At 69.9% G+C, this 21,015-nt stretch carries 20 protein-coding genes; 10 read left to right on the forward strand and 10 right to left on the reverse strand.

Annotated features, from left to right (window positions below; translation table 11 throughout):
* Positions 1 to 22 precede the first annotated feature (22 nt).
* A complete protein-coding gene (gene recQ / locus B0293_RS29200) occupies positions 23 to 1,855 on the forward strand; it encodes a DNA helicase RecQ (protein ID WP_005155082.1) in 1,833 nt (610 codons plus the stop codon).
* Positions 1,856 to 1,874: 19 nt separating this feature from the next.
* On the opposite strand, the gene B0293_RS29205 is transcribed toward recQ, so the two are convergent.
* Positions 1,875 to 2,090 (reverse strand): antitoxin, encoded by a 216-nt coding sequence (locus tag B0293_RS29205; protein WP_005155084.1) that lies wholly within the window; start codon positions 2,088 to 2,090, stop codon positions 1,875 to 1,877.
* A gap of 154 nt (positions 2,091 to 2,244) precedes the next feature.
* Between B0293_RS29205 and add the strand changes: the two genes are divergently transcribed.
* A complete protein-coding gene (gene add, locus B0293_RS29210; protein WP_005155085.1) occupies positions 2,245 to 3,219 on the forward strand; it encodes an adenosine deaminase in 975 nt (324 codons plus the stop codon).
* Positions 3,220 to 3,288: 69 nt separating this feature from the next.
* Entirely contained in the window at positions 3,289 to 4,131 is an 843-nt protein-coding gene (locus tag B0293_RS29215) for a transglycosylase SLT domain-containing protein (RefSeq protein ID WP_005155086.1), read from the forward strand.
* Between the two features lie 19 nt (positions 4,132 to 4,150).
* On the opposite strand, the gene B0293_RS29220 is transcribed toward B0293_RS29215, so the two are convergent.
* The 3 genes from B0293_RS29220 to B0293_RS29230 are packed head-to-tail and all read right to left on the reverse strand — an operon-like array spanning position 4,151 to position 7,845.
* Positions 4,151 to 5,500 carry a vWA domain-containing protein gene (locus tag B0293_RS29220; protein ID WP_005155087.1) on the reverse strand — a complete coding sequence of 450 codons (1,350 nt, stop codon included), beginning with the start codon at positions 5,498 to 5,500 and terminating at the stop codon, positions 4,151 to 4,153.
* A complete protein-coding gene (locus B0293_RS29225; RefSeq protein ID WP_005155088.1) occupies positions 5,497 to 6,378 on the reverse strand; it encodes an AAA family ATPase in 882 nt (293 codons plus the stop codon). Before B0293_RS29225 ends, B0293_RS29220 begins: the two co-directional genes overlap by 4 nt.
* A 21-nt stretch (positions 6,379 to 6,399) precedes the next feature.
* The gene (locus B0293_RS29230; RefSeq protein ID WP_052014392.1) at positions 6,400 to 7,845 is read right to left on the reverse strand and encodes an MFS transporter; all 1,446 of its coding nucleotides are present in this window, start codon (positions 7,843 to 7,845) and stop codon (positions 6,400 to 6,402) included.
* Positions 7,846 to 7,907: 62 nt separating this feature from the next.
* Here B0293_RS29230 and B0293_RS29235 point away from each other — a divergent pair, with 62 nt between their 5' ends.
* Entirely contained in the window at positions 7,908 to 8,888 is a 981-nt protein-coding gene (locus B0293_RS29235; protein ID WP_005155090.1) for a helix-turn-helix transcriptional regulator, read from the forward strand.
* A gap of 64 nt (positions 8,889 to 8,952) precedes the next feature.
* Here the strand turns inward: B0293_RS29235 and B0293_RS29240 are convergent, their stop codons facing one another.
* Positions 8,953 to 9,261 (reverse strand): DUF6355 family natural product biosynthesis protein, encoded by a 309-nt coding sequence (locus B0293_RS29240; RefSeq protein WP_005155091.1) that lies wholly within the window; start codon positions 9,259 to 9,261, stop codon positions 8,953 to 8,955.
* 193 nt (positions 9,262 to 9,454) lie between these two features.
* On the reverse strand, positions 9,455 to 10,384 hold the full coding sequence (locus B0293_RS29245) for an ArsR/SmtB family transcription factor (RefSeq protein ID WP_005155092.1): 930 nt from the start codon (positions 10,382 to 10,384) through the stop codon (positions 9,455 to 9,457).
* Positions 10,385 to 10,644: 260 nt separating this feature from the next.
* Here B0293_RS29245 and mgrA point away from each other — a divergent pair, with 260 nt between their 5' ends.
* From mgrA to B0293_RS29270, 5 genes are read left to right on the forward strand one after another with little or no spacing between them, the layout of a single operon-like run.
* On the forward strand, positions 10,645 to 11,679 hold the full coding sequence (gene mgrA / locus B0293_RS29250) for an L-glyceraldehyde 3-phosphate reductase (protein ID WP_005155093.1): 1,035 nt from the start codon (positions 10,645 to 10,647) through the stop codon (positions 11,677 to 11,679).
* A 56-nt stretch (positions 11,680 to 11,735) separates the two neighbouring features.
* The gene (locus B0293_RS29255; RefSeq protein ID WP_005155094.1) at positions 11,736 to 12,494 is read left to right on the forward strand and encodes a class I SAM-dependent methyltransferase; all 759 of its coding nucleotides are present in this window, start codon (positions 11,736 to 11,738) and stop codon (positions 12,492 to 12,494) included.
* A gap of 53 nt (positions 12,495 to 12,547) precedes the next feature.
* Entirely contained in the window at positions 12,548 to 13,741 is a 1,194-nt protein-coding gene (locus tag B0293_RS29260) for an MFS transporter (RefSeq protein WP_005155095.1), read from the forward strand.
* A 4-nt stretch (positions 13,742 to 13,745) separates the two neighbouring features.
* On the forward strand, positions 13,746 to 14,420 hold the full coding sequence (locus B0293_RS29265) for a TetR/AcrR family transcriptional regulator (RefSeq protein WP_005155096.1): 675 nt from the start codon (positions 13,746 to 13,748) through the stop codon (positions 14,418 to 14,420).
* A 12-nt stretch (positions 14,421 to 14,432) separates the two neighbouring features.
* On the forward strand, positions 14,433 to 15,356 hold the full coding sequence (locus B0293_RS29270; protein ID WP_005155097.1) for a TIGR03564 family F420-dependent LLM class oxidoreductase: 924 nt from the start codon (positions 14,433 to 14,435) through the stop codon (positions 15,354 to 15,356).
* On the opposite strand, the gene B0293_RS29275 is transcribed toward B0293_RS29270, so the two are convergent.
* The 4 genes from B0293_RS29275 to sigC all read right to left on the reverse strand — a co-directional run bounded on the left by B0293_RS29275 (position 15,348) and on the right by sigC (position 20,196).
* Positions 15,348 to 16,583, reverse strand: a complete 1,236-nt coding sequence (locus tag B0293_RS29275) for a PucR family transcriptional regulator (RefSeq protein ID WP_005155098.1) — start codon at positions 16,581 to 16,583, stop codon at positions 15,348 to 15,350. The genes B0293_RS29270 and B0293_RS29275 overlap by 9 nt on opposite strands.
* Positions 16,584 to 16,724: 141 nt before the next feature.
* Positions 16,725 to 17,180 (reverse strand): (2Fe-2S)-binding protein, encoded by a 456-nt coding sequence (locus B0293_RS29280; protein ID WP_005155104.1) that lies wholly within the window; start codon positions 17,178 to 17,180, stop codon positions 16,725 to 16,727.
* A gap of 26 nt (positions 17,181 to 17,206) precedes the next feature.
* Positions 17,207 to 19,447: a xanthine dehydrogenase family protein molybdopterin-binding subunit gene (locus B0293_RS29285; RefSeq protein ID WP_005155106.1), complete on the reverse strand. Its 2,241-nt coding sequence runs from the start codon at positions 19,445 to 19,447 to the stop codon at positions 17,207 to 17,209.
* A gap of 179 nt (positions 19,448 to 19,626) precedes the next feature.
* On the reverse strand, positions 19,627 to 20,196 hold the full coding sequence (sigC, locus tag B0293_RS29290) for an RNA polymerase sigma factor SigC (RefSeq protein ID WP_005155108.1): 570 nt from the start codon (positions 20,194 to 20,196) through the stop codon (positions 19,627 to 19,629).
* Between the two features lie 58 nt (positions 20,197 to 20,254).
* Between sigC and B0293_RS29295 the strand changes: the two genes are divergently transcribed.
* Positions 20,255 to 20,983 (forward strand): zf-HC2 domain-containing protein, encoded by a 729-nt coding sequence (locus tag B0293_RS29295; RefSeq protein ID WP_039916921.1) that lies wholly within the window; start codon positions 20,255 to 20,257, stop codon positions 20,981 to 20,983.
* Positions 20,984 to 21,015: the final 32 nt, after the last annotated feature.

The raw sequence follows: 21,015 nt of genomic DNA on the forward strand, positions 1-21,015 counted from the left end.
CCCCGCCCCTAGAATCGTCCGGGTGGCAGCCCCCGACATCGGTACCTCGGAAGCCCTCGAAACGCTGAACCGCGTCTTCGGTTACGACGACTTCCGCGGTGACCAGCACGCGATCGTCGAACACGTCATCGCGGGCGGTGACGCGCTCGTCCTCATGCCCACCGGCGGCGGGAAGTCGCTGTGCTATCAGATCCCGGCCCTGGTGCGGCCCGGGGTCGGCGTGGTGATCTCACCGCTGATCGCGTTGATGCAGGACCAGGTCGACGCGTTGCGCAACCTCGGCGTGCGCGCGGGTTTCCTCAACTCGACGCAGGACTACGCCGAGCGGAACAGGGTCGAGGCCGCGTTCCTCTCCGGTGAGCTGGACCTGCTGTACCTGGCACCGGAACGGCTCTCGGTCGAAGCCACGGTGCGGCTGCTCGACCGCGGCAAGATCTCGCTGTTCGCCATCGACGAAGCTCACTGTGTCTCCCAGTGGGGGCACGACTTCCGCCCCGACTACCTGATGCTGTCCGCGGTGCACGAACGCTGGCCGGACGTGCCGAGGATCGCGCTCACCGCGACGGCCACCAAGGCGACGCACGCCGAGATCGCGTCCCGGCTCAACCTCGAGGACGCGCGGCACTTCGTCGCGAGTTTCGACCGGCCGAACATCCAGTACCGGATCGTCGGCAAGAACTCGCCGCAGCGCCAGCTGCTGGAGTTGCTGCGCACCGAGCACAAGGGTGACGCGGGGATCGTCTACTGCCTGTCCCGGAATTCGGTGGAGAAGACCGCCGACTTCCTCGTGGAGAACGGGATTCCGGCGGTGCCCTATCACGCCGGCCTGGACGCGCGGACGCGCGCGAAGCACCAGTCGCGGTTCCTGCGCGAGGACGGGCTGATCGTGGTCGCGACGATCGCGTTCGGCATGGGCATCGACAAACCGGACGTCCGGTTCGTCGCGCATCTGGACCTGCCGAAGTCCGTCGAGGGCTACTACCAGGAGACAGGCCGCGCGGGCCGGGACGGGCTGCCGTCGACGGCGTGGCTGGCGTATGGCCTCCAGGACGTCGTCCAGCAGCGCAAGATGATCGACACCTCGGAGGGATCCGAGGCGCACAAACGGCAGCTGAGCGCCCACCTGAACGCGATGCTGGCGCTGTGCGAGACGGTCGAATGCCGCCGCGTGCAGGTGCTGAGCTATTTCGGGCAGAAGAGCGAGCCGTGCGGCAACTGCGACACGTGCCTGACCCCGCCGGAGACCTGGGACGGCACGGTTCCGGCGCAGAAGATCCTGTCCACCATCGTCCGGCTGCAGAACGAGCGGCGGCAGAAGTTCGGCGCCGGGCAGATCGTCGACATCCTGCTCGGCAAGACGACGCCGAAGGTGACCCAGCACGGGCACGATTCGCTGAAGGTGTTCGGGATCGGCACGGAGCTGAAGGAACCCGAGTGGCGGGGCGTGGTCCGGCAGCTGCTGGCGCAGGGGCTCGCCGCGGTCGAGGGCGACTACGGCTCGCTCGTGCTCACCGAAGGCAGCTCGGAGGTGCTCAGCGGGCAGCGGAAGGTCCAGCTGCGGCGTGAGCCGGAGCGGGCGGCCAAGGCCGCGGCCCGGTCCAGCGCGAAGAAGGCGGCGGCCGCCGACATGCCCGCCGAGGCGGCGCCGGTGTTCGAACTGCTGCGTTCGTGGCGAGCCGCGGCGGCGAAGGAGCAGGGAGTGCCCGCGTACGTGATCTTCCACGACGCGACCCTGCGCCAGATCGCCACCAAACGGCCCGCCACGCTACAGGAGCTGGGTACGGTCAGCGGCGTCGGCGAGAACAAGCTCGCGAAGTACGGCGAGCAGATCCTCGAGACGCTGGCCGAGGCCTAGGAGCTGTCCGTTTCCTGACTCAGGGCTGGTACGGGCGGCGCGGCCGTCCGGTCATCCCGTCGACCTTGCGCACCGCGCCGTCGATCTGGTTGTGGTACTTGCCCTTGGTCTTGTGGTCGACGAAGGTCGCGGCCTTGTTCACGGCCTTGGACACCTTCTCGGGGTTCTTGCGCACGTAGGCGCGCACGGCCCCGGCGGTGCCGGCCAGGGCGGTCAACTTCCGCAGTAGAGCCACGATGGTCCCTTTCCTCGGGGTCGTCTGGTTGTCCTGCTCAACGACCGGTGATGGCCGCTGGGTTCCCCGCAGCGCGCCAAATCACTCATTTCGGATATCGGGCACCGGGAAAACGGGGAGCGCGACGAGTGCCGCTGCCGCTAGGTTCGGGCTCATGCGGGATCTTTCGCTGCTACCCAAGGCCCATCTGCACGTCCACCTCGAGAGCACCGTCCGGCCGGACACGCTCCGTGACATCGGCGAGGCGAACGGCATCCCCGTCCCCGCGGAACAACCCGTGTTCGACGGATTCCGCGCGTTCGGCGACTACAACGGGCTGCTGCGCTCCTGCCTGCGGCGGCCGGAGGACTTCGAACGGGTGGCGCGCGAGTTCTGCGAGGACCAGGTCGCCGACGGCGTCCGCTACGCCGAGGTCACCTTCACCGCGGCCTCGCACGGCGAACGGCTCGGCGAGCCGGACATGCCGCTCGCGTCCGTCCTCAAAGGACTTTCGGCGGGCACCGCCGAACACGGGCTCCACTGGCGGGTGATCCTGGACCACTCGCGCCGCCGGTCGGTCGAACGCGCCCGGCGCACCCTCGACCTCGCCCGCCGGTACGCCGGGGACGGGGTGTTCGCGATCGGCCTCGCCGGGGAGGAGAAGTACCCGCTCGCGCCGTTCGCCGGGATCTGCGACGAGGCCGCGGAGGCGGGGTTGCGCCTGATCCACCACGCCGGGGAGGACGCCGGTCCGCCCAGTATCCGCGAGGCCCTCGAAATCGGCCGCAGCGAGCGGATCGGCCACGGGATCCGGATCCTGGAGGACGTCGCGCTGGTCGCCGAGGTGCGGGAACGCGGTATCGCGCTGGAGGTCTGCCCGTCGTCGAACGTGACGATCGGTCTCGTGCCGTCGTTCGAGGAGCACCCGCTCCCCCGGCTGGTCGACGCCGGGCTCGTGGTCACCCTCAGCACCGACGTCCCGTCGATCACCGGGACGACGCTGACCGACGAGTTCCTGCGCACGCGGGAGGCGTTCGCCTACGACGACCTCGCGCTCGCCGGTCTCGCCCGGGCGTCCGTCGACGCGTCCTACGCGCCCTCCGAGCTGAAGCGTTCGATCCACGCGGAGATCGACACCTGGCTCGCCTGACGGGTGGTTCAGCTCACCCGGGCGGCGGGCCACACAAGTTCTCCACAACCGTCACGTACCGTGGATGCGGTGACCGCTTCGTCCCCTTCGGCACTGGACCTGATGGATCAGTGGCAGCCCCCGCCCAGGAAACGCGGCCCGCGCGGCTGCGTGATGCTCTCGCTCCTGGTCGTGGGCGCCTTGGTGGCCGGTGCCGTCTGGGTGGTGGTCAGTCTCAACGACCGCGAGCCGGTACCGGTCAAGCCGGTGTTCACCGTGCCCGCGCTCTCCCCCGCGCCTCGGTCGGCGATCCCCGGCGACGCCGGACCGCTGCCCGCTGAGCCCGCGAAGGACGCCTGGATCGCGAAGGTGTCGGAGAACACGGACATCCCCTCGCGCGCCCTGCGGGCGTACGTGAACGCCGCCGAGAAGACCGCGAAGACCACGCCGCGCTGCGAAATCACCTGGGCGACCATCGCCGGGATCGGCCGCACCGAGTCCCAGCACGCCCGGCACGACGGCTCCCGCGCCGGTGAGGACGGCGTCGTGACGCCGCCGATCATCGGCATCCCGCTCGATGGCTCCCCCGGCGTGATGGCGGTCGTCGACACCGACAAGGGCGCCCTCGACGGTGACGCGAAGTGGGACCGCGCGGTCGGCCCGATGCAGTTCCTGCCCGCCACCTGGAAGCGGTACGGCCTCCGCGCGAGCGGTGACGGCGCCGCGCCGGACCCGCAGAACATCGACGACGCCGCGCTGACGACCGCGCGGTACATGTGCGCGAGGGGCGGCGACCTCGGCGATCCGGGCGGCTGGTGGACCGCGGTGCTGACCTACAACAACTCCACCCAGTACGGGCAGGAAGTGTTCAGCAACGCCGACGCCTACGGGAAGGCCGCGCTCAAGCCGGAACCCGCGCCGGCACCGCGCTGAAGCCTTACAGAACACGGCCTCAGGCGGGCAGAAGCCGGGTCACCAGCTTCGTCAGCTGGTGCACGTTCCGGCATTCGTGCATCTCGACGACCTCCGCGTAGGCGTGCGCCTCGGAGTCGCCGGTGGACCACAGCGCGGTCCGCTCGGGGTTGAGCCAGTACGTGTGCCTCGCCGCGGCGGCGATCCCGCGCACCGCGGCCAGGTTCGGGTCGCCGCCGTTGGTCCTGGCGTCCCCGAGGATGAGCATGGAAGTCCTGGGGCCCACGGCGTCCGGGTACCGCTCGACGAATTCGCCGAGCGCGTGCCCGTAGTCGCTGTGCCCGTCCCAGCGCGTCAGTTCGGCGTCGGCGAGGATGCGCGCGCCGAGGTCCTCCGGATCGGCCGCGCCGGTGTCGACGAGGTGGGTGATCTCGTCGCACGCGTCGATGAACGCGAACACCCGCACCTTGCTGAACTGGTCCCGCAGGGCCTGCACCAGCAACATGGTGAAGTTCGCGAATCCGGCCACCGAGCCCGACATGTCGCACAGCAGCACGATTTCCGGCCTTCCCGGCCGGTGCCGCCGGTACGACGGCCGCATCGGGACGCCGCCGGTGGACAGCGAGCGCCGCAACGTCCGGCGCAGGTCGATCTGCCCACGCGCGTGCCGCCGTCGCCGGGCTGCCAGCCGGGTGGCGAGCTTGCGCGACAACGGCTGCACGACCCGGCGGAGTTCGGCGAGTTGCGCGCGGCTGGCGAGCAGGAAGTCGACGCGGTCGGCGGCCGGCGGCACGGCGTGCCGCGAAACCCTTTCCCTGCCACGGACTTCCGCCACTCGCCGCCGCGCTTCGGTGCGCACCGATCCGCGGAAGCCTTCGACACGACGGCGGACGTCGTCGCGGTCCAGTCTGTCGGTGAAGTCCTCCGAAGCGCCCGCGCGGATGGCTTCGAGCACGCGGACCACGAGCGTCTGCGGCTGGAGCCGTTCCAGCGTCTGGTGCGCCGACCAGCCCCCGGCGCCCGCCGTGCCGCCGTACTCCCCCAGCATGTCGACGGCGAGCCCGGCCAGCTGCGTCAGTTCCGTCTGGTCGTTCGCGGCGAGCGCGGTGGCGAGCCGGTCGCGCAAGGCGGCCAGGTCGTCGACGGGGTCCTGCGACGGCGCGCCGACGCCGAGCGGGAAGTAGATGTCGAACGTCGCGTCGAACACCGCGCGCTGACCGCCGCGCCGGACGAGCGCCGCCGCGAGCCCTTCCCGCATCTGCTCGCGGGAGGCCAGGCCCAGCACTTCGAGTGCCGCGGCGGCGTCGACCGTCTCACTGGGTCCCGCCGGGATCCCGTGTTGCCGCAACGCTTCCACGAACTCGACGAGCCTGCCCGGCACGCCGCTCACGAGTCGAGGACCTTGCCGAGTTCCAGCCGCGCGTCCGCCTTCACGACGTCGTCCTGGTGTTTGAGGATGACGCCGAGGCTCGCGCGGACGACGTCCTCGCCGAGGCTGTCCGCGCCGAGCGCCAGCAGGGTCCGGGCCCAGTCGATGGTCTCCGCGACCGACGGGGCCTTCCGCAGTTCCATCGCCCGCAACGCGGTGATCACCTTGACCACGGACGCCGCGAGCGCGTCGTCGACACCCGGGACCTTGAGCCGCACGATGCGCTGCTCCAGTGCGGCGTCGGGGAAATCGATGTGCAGGAAGAGACACCGCCGCCGCAGCGCCTCGGAGAGTTCCCGGGTCGCGTTCGACGTCAGCACCACGAACGGCTTGCGCCCGGCGGTGATCGTGCCGAGTTCCGGGACGGTGATCTGGAAGTCGCCGAGCACCTCCAGCAGGAGCCCCTCGATCTCGACGTCGGCCTTGTCGGTCTCGTCGATGAGCAGGACGGTCGGCTCGTCGCCCTTGATGGCCGTCAACAGCGGCCGGGCCAGCAGGAACTCTTCACCGAAGATGTCGTTGCGGGCCTCGTCCCACGTCTCGTCCTTGCCCGCGGTGATCCGGAGCAGCTGCTTCGCGTGGTTCCACTCATACAGCGCCCGCGACTCGTCGACGCCTTCGTAGCACTGCAACCGCACGAGCCGGGAGCCGCTCGCCTGCGCGACCGCCTTCGCCAGCTCGGTCTTGCCGACCCCCGCGGGGCCCTCGATCAGCAACGGCTTGCCGAGGGCGTCCGCGAGGAACACCGTGGTGGCGACGGCGGCCGAGGCCAGGTAGCCGGTGTCGGCGAGCTTCGCCGTCACGTCTTCGACGGATGTGAAGTACCCGGTCCCAGCCACACGGCCTCCCAGCTCGATCGCCTACCCGGCCGACTCTACGTCGCGGATCCGCTGGGGCAGCAGGAACCCGACCGCGAAGGTGAGCATCACCATCACCGCGACCACCCAGAACGTCCGCTGGGCGGCGTCGGTCGGATCCACGGTCCCGGCGTCGAAGAACACCGTGCCCAGCAGCGCCATCCCCAGCGCGCCGCCGACCTGCTGGAGCGAGGTCAGCGCGCCCGACGCCGAACCCGCCTCCGACGGTTCCACCCCGGACAACGCGATCTCGAAGTACGGCCCCATGATCAGCCCGGACCCGATCCCGACCACCAGCAACGCGGGCGCGAGCAGCCACGGACCGGCGTCCGGGCCGAGGAGCGACAGCAGGGCGACCACGCCGGCGGCCATGATCAGCGCGCCGGTGTGCAGCACCTTGCGGCCGTGCTTGCGCACCACCTGGACCAGGCCCATGCCGACGATCATCCCCAGCGACATCGGCACCCCGGTCAGCCCGGCCTTGAGCGGCGAGAAACCGAGCCCGAGCTGCAGGTACAGCGTGAAGACGAGACCGAAGCCGGAGAACGCGGCGAAGTAGATCGTCCCGGTCGCCATCCCGGCGAGGAAGCTGCGCTTGCGGAACAGGCTGGGCTCGACCAGCGGGTCACCGCCGCGGCCGCTCTTGCGCTTCTCGAACCACGCGAACACCCCGAACACCACGACCGAGGCCGCCATCATCGCGAACGCCCACAGCGGCCAGCCGTACTCACGCCCCTGGACCAGCGGGAAGACGATCAACAGCGCGCCAGTCGTGGCGAGCAGCGCGCCGGGGATGTCGAGTTTGAGCGAGCCGCCGGGCCGGGATTCGGGGAGGAACTTCACCGCGGCGAGCACGGCCAGCGCGCCGATCGGGAGGTTGATCAGGAAGATCATCCGCCAGCCGGTGCCGAACAGGTCGGCGTCGACCAGCCAGCCCGCCAGGATCGGGCCGCCGACCGCGGCGAGCCCCATCACCGGGCCGAACATGCCGAACGCGGACTGCAGCTCCTTGCCCGCGAACATCTCCTTCATCATGCCGAGGCCCTGCGGGACCATCGCGGCGCCGAACAGGCCCTGCACCACCCGTGCGGCGATGATCATCTCGGGGCTCACCGCGACCGCGCAGAGCAGCGAACCGGCGACGAAGCCGATCGCGCCGATCAGGAACATGCGCTTGCGGCCGAAGATGTCGCCGAGCCGTCCGCCGGTGAGCAGGCCGGACACCATCGCGAGGGTGTAGGCGACCCCGAGCCACTGGATCATCGCCGTGCCGCCGCCGAGCGAGGCCCGCATGACCGGTCCGGCGATGCTCGTGACCGTCATGTCGAGCAGTTCCATCACCGACCCGGTCAGGATCACGAACAGCGCGGGCCAGCGCCAGCGGTACTGCTTCTCGTCGGGCGTGTTCTCCGTGGTCACGGCGCCCGGGGCATCCAGTGTCATCGTCATGGGGACAACGCTAAAGTCAATTCCGGCCACTTTCTGACCGGAATCGGAGCGAACCTGGATCCATGGCGAACACGAGCGCGCGGATGCTGCGATTGCTGTCCCTTCTGCAGACACACCGCTTCTGGACCGGGATCGAACTGAGCGACAAGCTCGAAGTGAGCGAACGGACGCTGCGGCGCGACGTCGAGCGGCTGCGCGAGCTGGGCTATCCGGTCAACGCGAGCCGCGGCGTCGCGGGCGGCTACCAGCTGCGGTCGGGCACGGTCATGCCGCCGCTGCTGCTGGACGACGAGGAGGCCGTGGCGATCGCGGTCGGCCTGCGGACGGCGGCGAGCGGTTCGGTGGAAGGCATCGAGGAGACGTCCGTGCGGGCGCTGACGAAGGTCGTCCAGGTGATGCCGCCCCGGCTGCGCAGACGCGTCGACGCGCTCCAGGCGTACACGACACCCGCCGCCGTCACGGGTCCCCGGGTCAACGCCGCCAGCCTGACGGTGATCGCGCAGGCCTGCCGGGACGACGAGCGCCTGAAGTTCGACTACGCGGCACGCGGTGGCGAGGAGTCCGCGCGGCTGGTCGAGCCGCATCGGCTCGTCTCACTCGGACGGCGCTGGTACCTGGTGGCGTGGGATCTCGACAGGGTGGACTGGCGCACGTTCCGCGTCGACCGGCTCAGCGACCCGCGCACCACCGGCGCCCGCTACCGGCCGCGCGAGATCCCCGGCGGGGACGCGGTCAAGTTCGTCGAGGCCCAGATCAAGGCCAGGCCGACCACACACACGCTGGTCGTCCGGGTCGACGCGCCGAAAGCACAGGTCAAGGCGGCGGTGCGGTACCTCGGCGGCATGCTCGAAGCGATCGACGAGACGTCCTGCCGCCTGACGATGAACGTCGACACCTTCGACTGGCCCGTGCTGATCCTCGCCGCCATCGGCGCGCCCTTCGAGGTCGAGAGCCCTTCCGCGTTCAAAGATCATCTCGGCGCCGTCGCCACCCTCTTCTCCCGAGCGTCCGGCGATGGAAACGAAAGTGGCGGTGAAGGGTGAGCACCCTTCACCGCCACTCGTGTTCGACTCAGTCGTGTCCGGTCAGCCCCTGGCGGGCGTCAGGTCAGCAGAGACCGGTGTACCACGCGTTGTCGGCGTTGTAGCCGAGCTTGGTGATACCCGGCGTGACGCAGAGGTCCTCGTCGCTGCCGACGTTGTAGGTCACGTGGATCGAGACGTTGGTCGAGCCGCAGTGGTTGTAGTAGCTGATCAGGCCCTGCTCGTAGTAGCCGCACACGGCCATGGTTCCCAGGTCGCCCTGGGGAGTGGCCTCAGCGGCGGACGCGGTCGTGGCGGCGCCGAACATCAGCGCACCCGCCGAGGCGGCGACCGACGCGGCGACGGCGGCCCTGGTGGCGATCTGCTTCAACATGGCTGTTCCCTCCAGATTGGTTTTCCCGAGTCCGAGCAATTCCGGAAAGACCCTTTCCCCAATGAGCGCGCGGGGACTATTCCGCTCTTCCGGGAAGGGGGTCGGCATTTCCGCCGGTTGCGGTCGGACCTCTCAAAACTTATGAATTCGGCTCGCGGGTGACAAGCCCTTTCACCACTGCCTGAAACCGCGATCACGGCCGGAGCAATGCGGACCCTCTTCGCGAGATCCGGTGCACCGCCGCGCCGTTCGTCCGCGCCGTCTGCACCAAGCCGGCGTTGCGCAGCACGGTCGTGTGCTGGCTGGCACCGGCGAGGGAGATGCCGAGGGCGTTGGCGAGATCGGTGGTGTTGACCTGCGGCAGATCGGCGATCGTCCGCAGCACGGTGGCCCTGGTCCGGCCGAGCAGGGCGGTCAGCGAGCGGGCGCGCACCGCCTCCTCGTCCGTGTTCGCCGCCCAGCCCGGCGAGCGTTCGACGGGGTAGACGAGCATGGGTGTGGCGGAGTCGACGGAGAGCGTCGTGATGGGACCGCCCCAGCAGAAGAACGACGGCACCAGGACGAGACCACGGCCGTCGAGGTGGAGATCCTGTTCGACGGGATAGTCGACCTCGAGCACCGGTGAACGCCATCGGACGGCGGGATGCAGCCCGGCGAGAACGGCCTCGAAACCGACGGAGGCGACGACATCCGCCCTGCTCCGCCGGTCCAGCTCGACGTGGTGACGGATACCCGGCCAGAACGGCTCGATGGCCTCGCGATGGTACGCGCGCAAGGCGCCGGCCAGCCGTCTCAGCGACTCCACCTCGCCGTCGGCGATCTCGCCCACCCACGCCGGGAGCACCCGGTGCCGGGCGAGTTCGGCGATGTCGGTCTTCAGCTTCGTCCTCGTGGTACCGAGGAGCAGGTCGATCCCGGTCTCCAGATCGGGGATGTCACCGGACGGCGTGAGGAAGTCCGGCGAGTAGCCCGTGGGTCTCGCGAGCACGGTGAGCAGCCCGGTGCTCGACGGCAGCCGAGGCCGCAGCCTCCGCCGCCAACCACCGAAAACCGGCTGGTCCTGATCGGTCTGGACCAGATGAAGGCTCAGCAGGACCTCCCACATCCGATGTGGTTCGGCCAATAGCCGGATCCTGAGCAGATCATCCGTGGAAAAGTATATGCGCAGCATTAATGGAACCCCCAGTTCGTTCCGTTACCTTGGCAGGATAGCCCCTTTCACCGGTCCGACCACCCACCCATTCCGGTATTGCCCGACTAGTTCGAATACCTTCGAACTAGCGGGCTTCCGTTAGCCGTGCCCGGCCGGGAATACGCGACCGAGACGGCGGGAGGCGAGATGTCACACTCGGCGGCGCGCTTCCTGCGGCTAGCATCGGGCCCGTGAGCACCTATGTCGCGGCCGAGGGCCGATACGAGAGCATCCCCTACCGCCGCACCGGGCGCAGCGGCCTGAAGCTGCCCGCGATCTCGCTGGGCCTGTGGCACAACTTCGGGAACGACAAGCCCTTGGGCACCCAGCGGGACATCGCACGGCGCGCGTTCGACCTGGGCATCACCCATTTCGACCTCGCCAACAACTACGGCCCGCCCTACGGCTCGGCCGAGGAGAACTTCGGCAGGCTGCTGGCCTCGGACTTCAAGCCGTACCGCGACGAGCTGGTCGTCTCGACCAAGGCGGGCTACGACATGTGGCCCGGCCCGTACGGCGAATGGGGTTCGCGCAAGTACCTGCTGTCCTCTTTGGACCAGTCGCTCGGCCGGATGGGCCTGGACTACGTCGACATCTTCTACTCGCACCGCTTCGACCCCGAGACGCCGCTCGAAGAGACCGTCGGCGCGCTCGACACCGCCGTCCGCTCCGGACGCGCGCTGTACGTCGGCATCTCGTCGTACTCGTCGGAGAAGACCGCCGAGGCCGCGCGGCTGCTGCGGGAACTGGGCACGCCGCTGCTGATCCACCAGCCGTCGTACTCGATGTTCAACCGCTGGCTCGAAGGCGACAAGCTGCTCGACACGCTCGAAGCCGAAGGCGCGGGCTGCATCGCCTTCTCACCGCTGGCCCAGGGCCTGCTGACCAGCCGCTACCTCGACGGCGTCCCGGACAATTCCCGTGCGGCGCAAGGGAAGTCGCTCAACCCGGACACGATCACCGAGAGCACCCTCGGCAAGATCCGGGCGCTGAACGAGATCGCCCAGCGGCGTGGCCAGACGCTGGCGCAGCTCGCACTGGCGTGGGGCCTGCGCGACCCGCGGATGACGTCGGTGCTGATCGGCGCGAGCAGCGTCGCCCAGCTGGAGGACAACGTCGGCGCGCTGAAGAACCTGCACTTCACGCACGAGGAGCTGGCCGAGATCGACCGCTACGCCACCGAGGCCGACATCAACCTGTGGAAGCGGTCCACCGACGCCGGATAGGGTGCACGTCGCGAAAACGCGTTGCCCCACCGGCGGGCGGGACCGAGACTGCGGACATGACGTTCGAAGATCAGCTCGCCGAAGGAGCGGCCGTCCCGGTCGAAGGCTGGGATTTCTCGTGGTTCGAAGGCCGGGCCACGGAGGAACGGCCGCCGTGGGGCTACTCGCGGCTGCTCGGCGAACGGATGGCGGCGGCTTCGGCGGGACTCGACCTGCAGACCGGCGGCGGCGAGGTGCTCGCGGGCATCCCGGAACCGCCGCCGGTCCTCGCCGCCACCGAGGGCTGGCCGCCGAACGTCGAGGTCGCGCGGAAGAATCTCGCGCCCCTCGGCGGGCAGGTCGTGGAGGCGACGGACGACGCGCCGATCCCCTTCCCCGACGAGTCCTTCGACCTGGTGAGCAGCCGCCATCCAGTCGAGAACCCGTGGCGGGAGATCGCCCGGGTGCTGCGACCGGGCGGCACCTTCCTGTCGCAACAGATCGGCGCCGGCACCGTCCGCGAACTGAAGGAGTTCTTCCTCGGCCCGCAGGACTACGGCGACTGGACGCCCGACGTGCTGCGCGTCGAAGCGGAGGCCGTCGGGCTGCGGGTGGACCGGCTCGAACCGGCGAAACTGCGGATGGAGTTCTTCGACCTCGCCGCGGTCGTCCACTTCCTCCGGAAGGTGATCTGGATCGTGCCGGGGTTCGAAGTGGACAAGTACCGCGACAAGCTCGCGGAACTCCATCGGTTGATCGAAACCGACGGGATGTTCGTCGCGCATTCCCGGCGAGTGCTTGTGGAGGCCGTCAAGCCCGGCAACACGTTCGGGTGATCACCACCGGGATGCCTTGAGCGGACCCGCTCGCGGGTGCGATACCTGCGGACGTGTCCAGCTCCGCACCGCGCCAGCTGGCGCTCATCTCCGCCGCGCAGATCCTCGCCATGGGGCTGTGGTTCTCCGCGTCGAGCATCGTCCCGGCCCTGCGCGCCGAATGGACGCTGTCCACGCAGGACACCGTGTTGCTCACCGCGTCGGTGCAGGTCGGTTTCGCCGCGGGCGCGCTGGCGTCGGCCGTCGCCAACCTCGCGGACCGGCTCCGGCCCGAGCGGCTGCTGGCCGCGAGCGCCGCGTCTGGCGCCGTCCTGACATGGCTCTTTCCCTTGTGTGGCAACCAGTTCTGGATCGCGGTGCTGCTGCGGTTCGGTACCGGGATGGCACTGGCCGGGGTCTATCCGGTCGGTATGAAGATCGTCGTGTCGTGGTTTCCGGACAGCCGCGGACTCGCGCTCGGCGTGCTGCTGGCCGCACTCGCCCTCGGTTCGGCGTCACCCCATCTGCTGGCCGGGAACCTGCCGGACTGGCGGACGGTACTCGACGTCGCCGCCGTGCTGGCCCTCGGCGCGGCGGCGCTCGCCGTCCTTTTCGTCCGCGCCGGCCCGGCCGCCCGGCGTTCGCCGCCGTGGGAGCCGCGGTACCTGATCACGATGGCGCGTGACCGGCGCCAGCGACTGATCGCGTTCGGCTATTTCGGCCACATGTGGGAGCTTTACGCGTTCTGGACCTGGATCCCGGCGTACGCCGCCGCGGCTTCGAAGGCCGCACCGGGCACGGTGAGCCTGTTCGCGTTCACCGTCATCGGCGTCGGCGGGGCGATCGGCTGCCTGCTCGGTGGCGCGCTGTCGGACCGGTTCGGACGGATCGACGTCGCGCTCGCGGCACTGGCCGTCAGCGGAGCCTGCTGCCTGGTCTCGGCGTCCGTCTTCGGTGCCCATCCCGCGGTGCTCGGCACGTTGCTGTTCGTCTGGGGTGTCGCCGCGATCGCCGACTCCGGCCAGTTCTCCGCCGCGTTGAGCGAAGCCGCGGATCCCCGCTATGTCGGCACCGCGCTCACCGCGCAGACCGCGATCGGGTTCCTGCTCAGCGCGCTGACCATCCAGGGCCTGCCGGTGCTCGCCGACGCCGTCGGCTGGCGGGCCGCGGCGCCCGCGCTGGCCGTCGGGCCGCTGATGGGCGTGGTCGCCATGACCCGGCTCCGCCGTCCAACACTTGACCAGATTTCAAAATCAGTCATAAACTAGCGCGGTGACCGAAGACCGGCGGGAACGCGCCGAACGCATCCTCGACGCCGCCGCCGACCTGCTCCTGCGGCACGGCTACCGGCGGGTGACCGTGGAGGACGTCGCCGAACACGCCGGCGTCGGCAAGGGAACCCTGTACCTGCACTGGAAAACCCGCGAACAGCTGTTCCTCGCGGTGATGCTGCGCGAGGCCGCCCGGTCCATCGAGGATCTGGCACAGGCGATCGAAGACGATCCGGACCTCACCCTGCTGCATCGGATGACCCGCACCCAGTTCCTCAACGTCGTGCGCAGGCCGCTGCTCCACGCGCCGTACCTCGCCGACTCCGGCGTACTGGGCAAGCTCGCCGCGAAGCTCCACGAAAACCAGGATCCCCGGCACCACGAGGCGTTCCTGGACTACCTGAGGCTGCAGGCCGAGCACGGCCTGATCCGCACCGACCTGAAGATCGAAGACCTGGCGACGGCGTATCAAGCCGTCCTGCACGGGTTCCTGCTCGCCCCGGCGGCGGCGGATCCCGAGGCCGCGGCCGAACTACTGGCCGACACCGTCGCCCGCGCCTTCCAGCCGACGGCCACTCCCCCCGCCGCGCGGGTGCGCGCGGCGGCACCGGGCGCCATCGCCCTCTTCCGCGCGACCGCGGAAATCGACCGCGCCAACCTCCGGCGCGCCTACTGACGGGAGCCGCGCATGCGGACCGGAATCCTCCTCGACGAAATCGGTGTCCCCTTCCACGAAGTCGTCACGCAAGCGAAAGAGGCGGCCAGGCTGGGCTACGACGCGATCTGGCTCGCGCAACGCGGCGGCTGGGACGCGCTCACCGCGTTGACCGCGCTCGGCTTGGCCGCACCGGGTCCCGCGCTGGGCACCTCGGTGATCCCCACTTACCCCCGGCACCCGATTTCCTTGGCGGCACAGGCTTTGACCCTGCAAGCCGCCACGGGCGCGCCGGTCTCCCTCGGTGTCGGGCTGAGCCACCGGCCGATCATCGAAGACCAGTACGGTTATTCCTTCGACCGGCCGATCCGGCACCTGCGTGAATACCTCCAGGCGCTGAACCCGTTGCTGCACCACGAAAATGCCGATGTGCACGGCGAGACCCTGACCGCCGTGGGCACCATCGAGGCACCCGGCGCCGAGCCGCCTTCGGTCGTCGTCGGCGCGTTGAGCCCGCTGTCACTGAAGGTCAGCGGGGCCCATGCCGACGGTGTGGTGTCCACCTGGGCAGGCGCGCGTTCGCTGGCGGAGTACATCGTCCCGACGCTGTCCAAGGCCGCGTCCGGGGCCGGGCGCCCGGCACCGCGGATCGTCAGCGGGCAGCTGATCTCCGTCACCGGCGATCCCGACGGACCGCGGAGCTGGGTCGCCGAGAACTACGGCATGGCCGCGAACATCCCGGCGTATCAGGCGGTCTTCAGCCGGGACCGGGTCGACGGTCCCGGCGGTACGGTGATCGCGGGCGACGAGGAGTTCGTCCGGGCGCGGGTCCGCGAACTCGAGGACGCCGGTGCGACGGAACTGCTCCTGATGCCGGTGGGAACACCCGAAGAGCAGGCGCGCACCCGCGAACTGTTCGGTTCCCCAGCAGCCGCAGGTGCTCGTCCGTCAGCTTGACCTCGGTGAAGGCAGATGCGAGGTGTCCGGGAACATGTGGAGCGCGCGCAGGGCGGCGCCGAGTTCGGCGATGTCGGCCGGGTCGGTCAGCGAACGGCCCAGTTCCTCGGAGATCCGCTTCAGCCGGTGCCGGATCGTGTTGGGGTGACAGAACATCCGCTCGGACGTCAGTTTCGTGGAGCCCTGGCATTCGAACCACGCCCGCAACGTCAGCAGCAGCACGTTCCGGTCGTCGCCGTGCATCTCCAGGATCGGCCGCAGCACGTGGTGCGCGAGCTGGACCGACGCCTCGGGCGCGCTGGCGACGAGCCCGGCGAGCGGCGATTCGTTGAACTGCACCATTCCCTTCGTGCCCGGCATCATGCTGGAGAGCGCGACCCGCGCGAGGTGCAGGGCGCGGGAAGTGTTCCCGAGACCGGTGAAGACCGGGCTCACACCGATCCGGCCGGTCTGGTTCTCCCGCAGCAGCTCGATGATCACCGGGGACGCCGACGGGTCCCGCATGGACACGACCCCGACCTGGAGGTCGGGGGTGAGCCGCCACGCGGACGCGAGATGCCGGTCGCGGAGCCGGTTTTCGATCTGGGGCAACGGTTCGTGCCCGACGCGCGGGGTCTCCGCCGCGACGACGACGTAGGTCCCGTCGAGCGAGAGTTCCAGCACCCGGGCGATGTCCCACAGCGTGCCTTCGGTGGCCGCGCCGCCGGCGAACAGCGCCTCGATCAACGCGGAGCGCCTGCTTTGGTGCGCCAGCATGACTTCGGCGGTGGTGTCGCGGTAGGTCGTCGTAAGCGCTTCGGCGTAGTCGTCGATCAGCGCCCAGATCGCCGACGTCGCGGCGACGAGGCCGCGCAGGTCCTGCTGCTCGCCCGCGGAGGTCAGTTCGACGAACCGGTTCCACACCTCGGTGAGCCCGATCCGGTACGCCCGCAGGAGTTCCGGCAGCGGCGCGCCCTGCAGCGCGCGTGCGCGCCCGGTCGCCCGCGCCTGCGCGAGGTCGGGTTCCTCGGTGCCGCGCAGGGTGCGCATGACGTACTCGAGGTTGTTCCGCACCGATGTCCGCAGTTCGGCGAGGGTGACGAACTGCGCGTCGTGGTACACCGGCATTTCGGCGCGGATCTGCTCGACGGTGGTCTCGATCATCCCGGGCAGCTGTTTTTCGACCTCGACGGCCAGCTCGGCGACGATGACGGCCGAGCCTTCGCGGAGCACGGTTCGATAGTGCATGGACGCCCTCCGGGGCAGGGACACCTCGTCGAGCCCCTGGGGACGTCATCTAACACGACTTGCCCGGAAGTGGCCTGTCGAAGCCGGGCAACTCCGCCGGTGCGGCGAAAGCCTCGGAATTTTCGCCGCACCAGCGGGTTTTCACATCTTCGCGGCGGCGCTCTTGATGGCTTCGCGGATCCGGAAATAGGTGCCGCAACGGCAGACGTTCTGGATCGCGTCGATCTCGGCGTCCGTCGGGTTCTTCGTCTTCTTCAGCAACGCGACGGCGGCCATGATCTGCCCCGGCTGACAGTAGCCGCACTGCGCGACGTCCTGCTCCAGCCAGGCCTCCTGGACCGGGTGCAGGTCCTCGCCGTCGGCGAGGCCTTCGATGGTGGTGACGTCCTTGCCCGAGCAGTCGGACACCGGCGTCACGCACGGGTTGAACGCCTCGCCGTCGAGATGGCTGGTGCAGGCCTTGCAGACGTTGATCCCGCAGCCGTACTTCGGGCCGCGGACGCCGAGCTTGTCCCGCAGCGCCCACAGCATGGGCAGATCGGCGGGCGCGTCGACGGTGACGGTCTTCCCGTTCACCGTGAAGGTGTAATTGGGCATCGGAACTCCTTGGCGGGGAAGGAAAGTCAGCGGGGGAACGGGTCGAAGTCGATCGGGAAGTTGATCGGGAAGCTGCGCGGTTTGATCCCGGTGGCCCGCGCGTAGGCGTTCCCGATCGCGCCGACCGGCGCGGGTACGCCGAGTTCCCCGGCGCCGCCGATCTCGCCCGTCTCCGGCATCACGTGCACCTTGACGTCCATCGGCGAGTTCTTCTGCCGCGCGTAGTGGAACTGCGAGTAGCTGCCCTCCAGCGGGAGCCCCTTGTCGATGTGCAGCCCGGCGGTCAGCGTCGTGGAGATGCCGTCGGTCAGGCCGCCGAGCATCTGCGCCTCGATCCCGCGCGGGTTGATCGGCTTGCCGACGTCGACGGCGATGGTCGCCTTGGTGACGCGCGGGTTCTTCGGGTCACGGGCGTCCATTTCGACCAGGCAGGCGGTGTAGGACTTGTATTCGCCGTGCACCGCGACACCCTGCGCGAAGCCCTTGGGCATCTTCTTGCCCCACTCGCCGAGTTCGGCGACCTTGTCCAGCACGGCGCGCTGCCGGTCGTTCTTGATGAACTCGCGCCGGAACGCCACCGGGTCCTTCCCGAGCTTCGCGGCGATCTCGTCGACCATGATCTCTTCCGCGCCGCGCGTGCTCGACGAGTACACCGACCGCCAGGCGCCGGTGTGGAAGTCCACCGGGACCTCGTTGAGCAACTGCGTGGTGACCCCGAAGTTGTACGGCGACTTCACCGTCAGCAGGAACACCGTCTGCGCGAAGCTCAGGTTGCCGCCGACCGGGAGTTCGGCGGCGAAGGCGGTCAGGACCTCGCCGAGCCCGTGGCTCCAGTCGGTCTCCACACTGGCGACGCGGTGCTCGAAGGTGAGCACCTGGCCGAGCGCGAAGGTGGCGCGGATCTTGTGGTGGCTGGCGGCGCGGGCGCGGCCGTGGCGCATGTCGTCGATGCGGCTCCACATCAGCCGCACCGGCCGCTTCATCGCCTTCGAGATCCGCGCGGCTTCGATCGCGCCGTCGGAGAACAGGCGGCGGCCGAACGACCCGCCCGCCTGCTGGACGTGCACGGTGACCTTGTTCTCCGGCAGCCCGAGTTCCCGCGCGATGTTCTGCTTCGCGAGGATCGGGACCTTCATGCCCGACCAGATGGTCGCGCTGTCCTCGCGCACGTCGGCGACCGCGGAGTTGGTCTCCAGCGGCGCGTGGCTGGCGAAGGCGAAGTCGAACTCGCCGTCCACGTACTGGGTCAGCAGTGGCGGCACGACGAACGGCAGCGCCGCGGCCTGGAGCTTCTTCTTGATCGTCGCGTTGTTCTCGCCGTCCACGGTGCCCGTGTTCCAGGTGACGTCGAGGGCGTTCTTGCCGTCGAGCGCCTGCCCGAAGGTCTCGGCCAGCACCGCGACCCCGGTCTTGATGACGGCGATGTCGAGGATGCCCGGCATCGCGCGGACGGCGGCCTCGTTGTTGACCTTCTTCACCGTGCCGTTGATCGTGGGCGGGCGGCGGACCATGGCCGGCTTCGCGCCGGGGATGTCCAGATCGAGGGTGTACTTCAACTGCCCGGTGACCATCGCGCGGGCGTCCTTGCGCGACTGCGGCGTGCCGACCAGCTTGTGCGCGGATTCCGCCTTCGGGGTCACGGTGAGCTTGCCCAGGTCGGCGCGGGCGGCGGGCCTGGACAGCGCGCCGTAGTCCATGCGGCGGCCGTCGGGCGCGATCACCGCGCCGTCCCTTGTGGACAGCCGGTCGGCCTGGGCTCCCCACTGCCGCGCGGCGGTCGCGACCAGCCGCGCGCGGGCGGCGGCGGCCGCGGTCCGCACCGGGGTGTAGAGCGAGCGCATCGTGTTGGAGCCGCCGGTCAGCTGGTTGAACAGCAGTTCCGGGCGGGCGTCGGAGAGCACGACGTCGACGCGGTCGAGCGGCAGGTCCAGTTCTTCGGCGACCAGCATCGCGTTCGCGGTGGTGATGCCCTGGCCCACCTCGGTCCGCGGCAGTTCCAGCCGCACGCGGCCGTCTTCGCGGACTTCGAGTACGAGCAGACCGGCGGTCGGGGCGTTCGACAGGATCAGGACGTCGCCGAGGTCGAGGATCTCGGCCGGTCCGGGCAGGGTCGGGATGACGGCTTCGGCCTCTTCGGGCGCGACGGTGTCGAGACCGATCTTCGTGGCGATCGTGAGGGTGGGCGCGGCGACGAGGAAGCTCAGGAACCGGCGACGGCCGAGGCCTCCGGGGTCCTGCTCTTCGGTTCCAGTGGTGGGGCTGGCCATCGGGAAGATCCCTTCGAGAGCGCGCGGTGAAGGCGGGGACCCTCGCGCGGCCTGGGGTTGGATGGCGACACGCTAGGCATCGGCATTTGGCCTAGTCAACGCGGAGTAGTCGTGTCAGCTCATCTGTGTGACGAGGTGACAGCGAAGAGCCCCAAATGTGTGACGCGCCACAGCGTGGCCTAGATGGAGTCGCGCTCGCGGCCTGCTTCGAGCAGGTCTTCGCGGGCTCGCGCGATACGCGAGCGCACGGTGCCGACCGGGCAGCCGCAGATCTCGGCGGCCTCGGCGTAGGAAAGGCCCAGTACTTGGGTGAGGACGAGGACCTCGCGCCGTTCCGGGTCGAGACCGTCGAGCAGCATCCGCAGCTCCACGAGGTCTTCGAAGCCCGCGACACCCTCCGCCTGACGGGCACCGCGACGCTCGGCGGTGGCCTCCCAGTCGACGTCGGCGAGCTTCGGACGGGCCGAAGCCGCCCGGATGCGGTCGACGACCACGCGGCGCGCGATCGACAGGAGCCAGGTCCGCGAGGAGGACCGGCCGGCGAACCGGCGCAGGCTGCCGAACGCGCGCAGGTACGTCTCCTGAGTGAGATCGTCGGCGGCGGCGACGTCGGCGAGGTGCGCGACGAAACGCCAGACGTCGGCCTGGGTGGCCCGCACCCAGTCCTCGAGCGCCCGCCGGTCGCCGCGGGCGGCGGCGAGAGCGAGCTCGGTCACCCGCTCGTCGTCGTGGTTGCGCGGCCCGGCCATACGAGAAACGTAGCAGCGTCCCGGGAACCAGGGCAGGCCCGCGCCCGACAAGTGAGACGTGAAGTGCGTGACTTGCCGTGAAGCCCTGTCGGCCCGGCTCGACGGCGAAACCGAACCCGTCCCGCCCGAGGTGGTCGACCGGCACGTGGCCGGCTGCGCCGCCTGCCGGTCGTGGCTCGCCGGCGCCGAGCGGCTGCACCGGACGATGCTGCTGCGCCCGGCTCCCCCGGTCCCGGACCTCACCGCCGTCATCCTGGAACGCACCCCCGCCCCGCCGAGTGAAGGCTGGACGGCCAGGATCGCCCTCGCCGTGGTCGCGATCGCGCAGCTCGGCCTCGCCTTCGCCCAGTTGCTGGGCATCGAGGACCACGCCGCCGGTCACGGCTCCGAATCCCTGATCGGGCACCTTTCCCACGAGAGCAGCGCGTGGAACCTCGCCGTCGGCGTCGGGCTCGGCTGGGCGGCCGTCCGCACGAAGGCGGCGGCCGGGCAGCTGCCGGCGCTGACCGGTTTCGTCGCGCTGCTCCTGGCCCTGTCCGCGGGCGACCTCGTCACGGGACAGGTCACCGCCGGGCGTGTGCTCACCCACGGTCTGGTCGTCGCCGGGCTCCTGTTGCTGTTCGTGGTGAACCGCCAGCACCGCCTGCGCAACCGCCCCAGCCCGGCGACGACGGCAGGCGACTCGGAGGGGTACCCCGCGGAATCAGGCCACGAAACGGACGAGGCCCCCGAACGGCCTCGCCAGCACGGGGGATTCCGGCGTCCGGCGAGCCGTCACGTCGCCTGATCATGCTGGTCTAGACCATTACCGGTCACTGG

Origin of the sequence: Amycolatopsis azurea DSM 43854 (assembly GCF_001995215.1) — a bacterium.
GTDB lineage: Bacteria > Actinomycetota > Actinomycetes > Mycobacteriales > Pseudonocardiaceae > Amycolatopsis > Amycolatopsis azurea.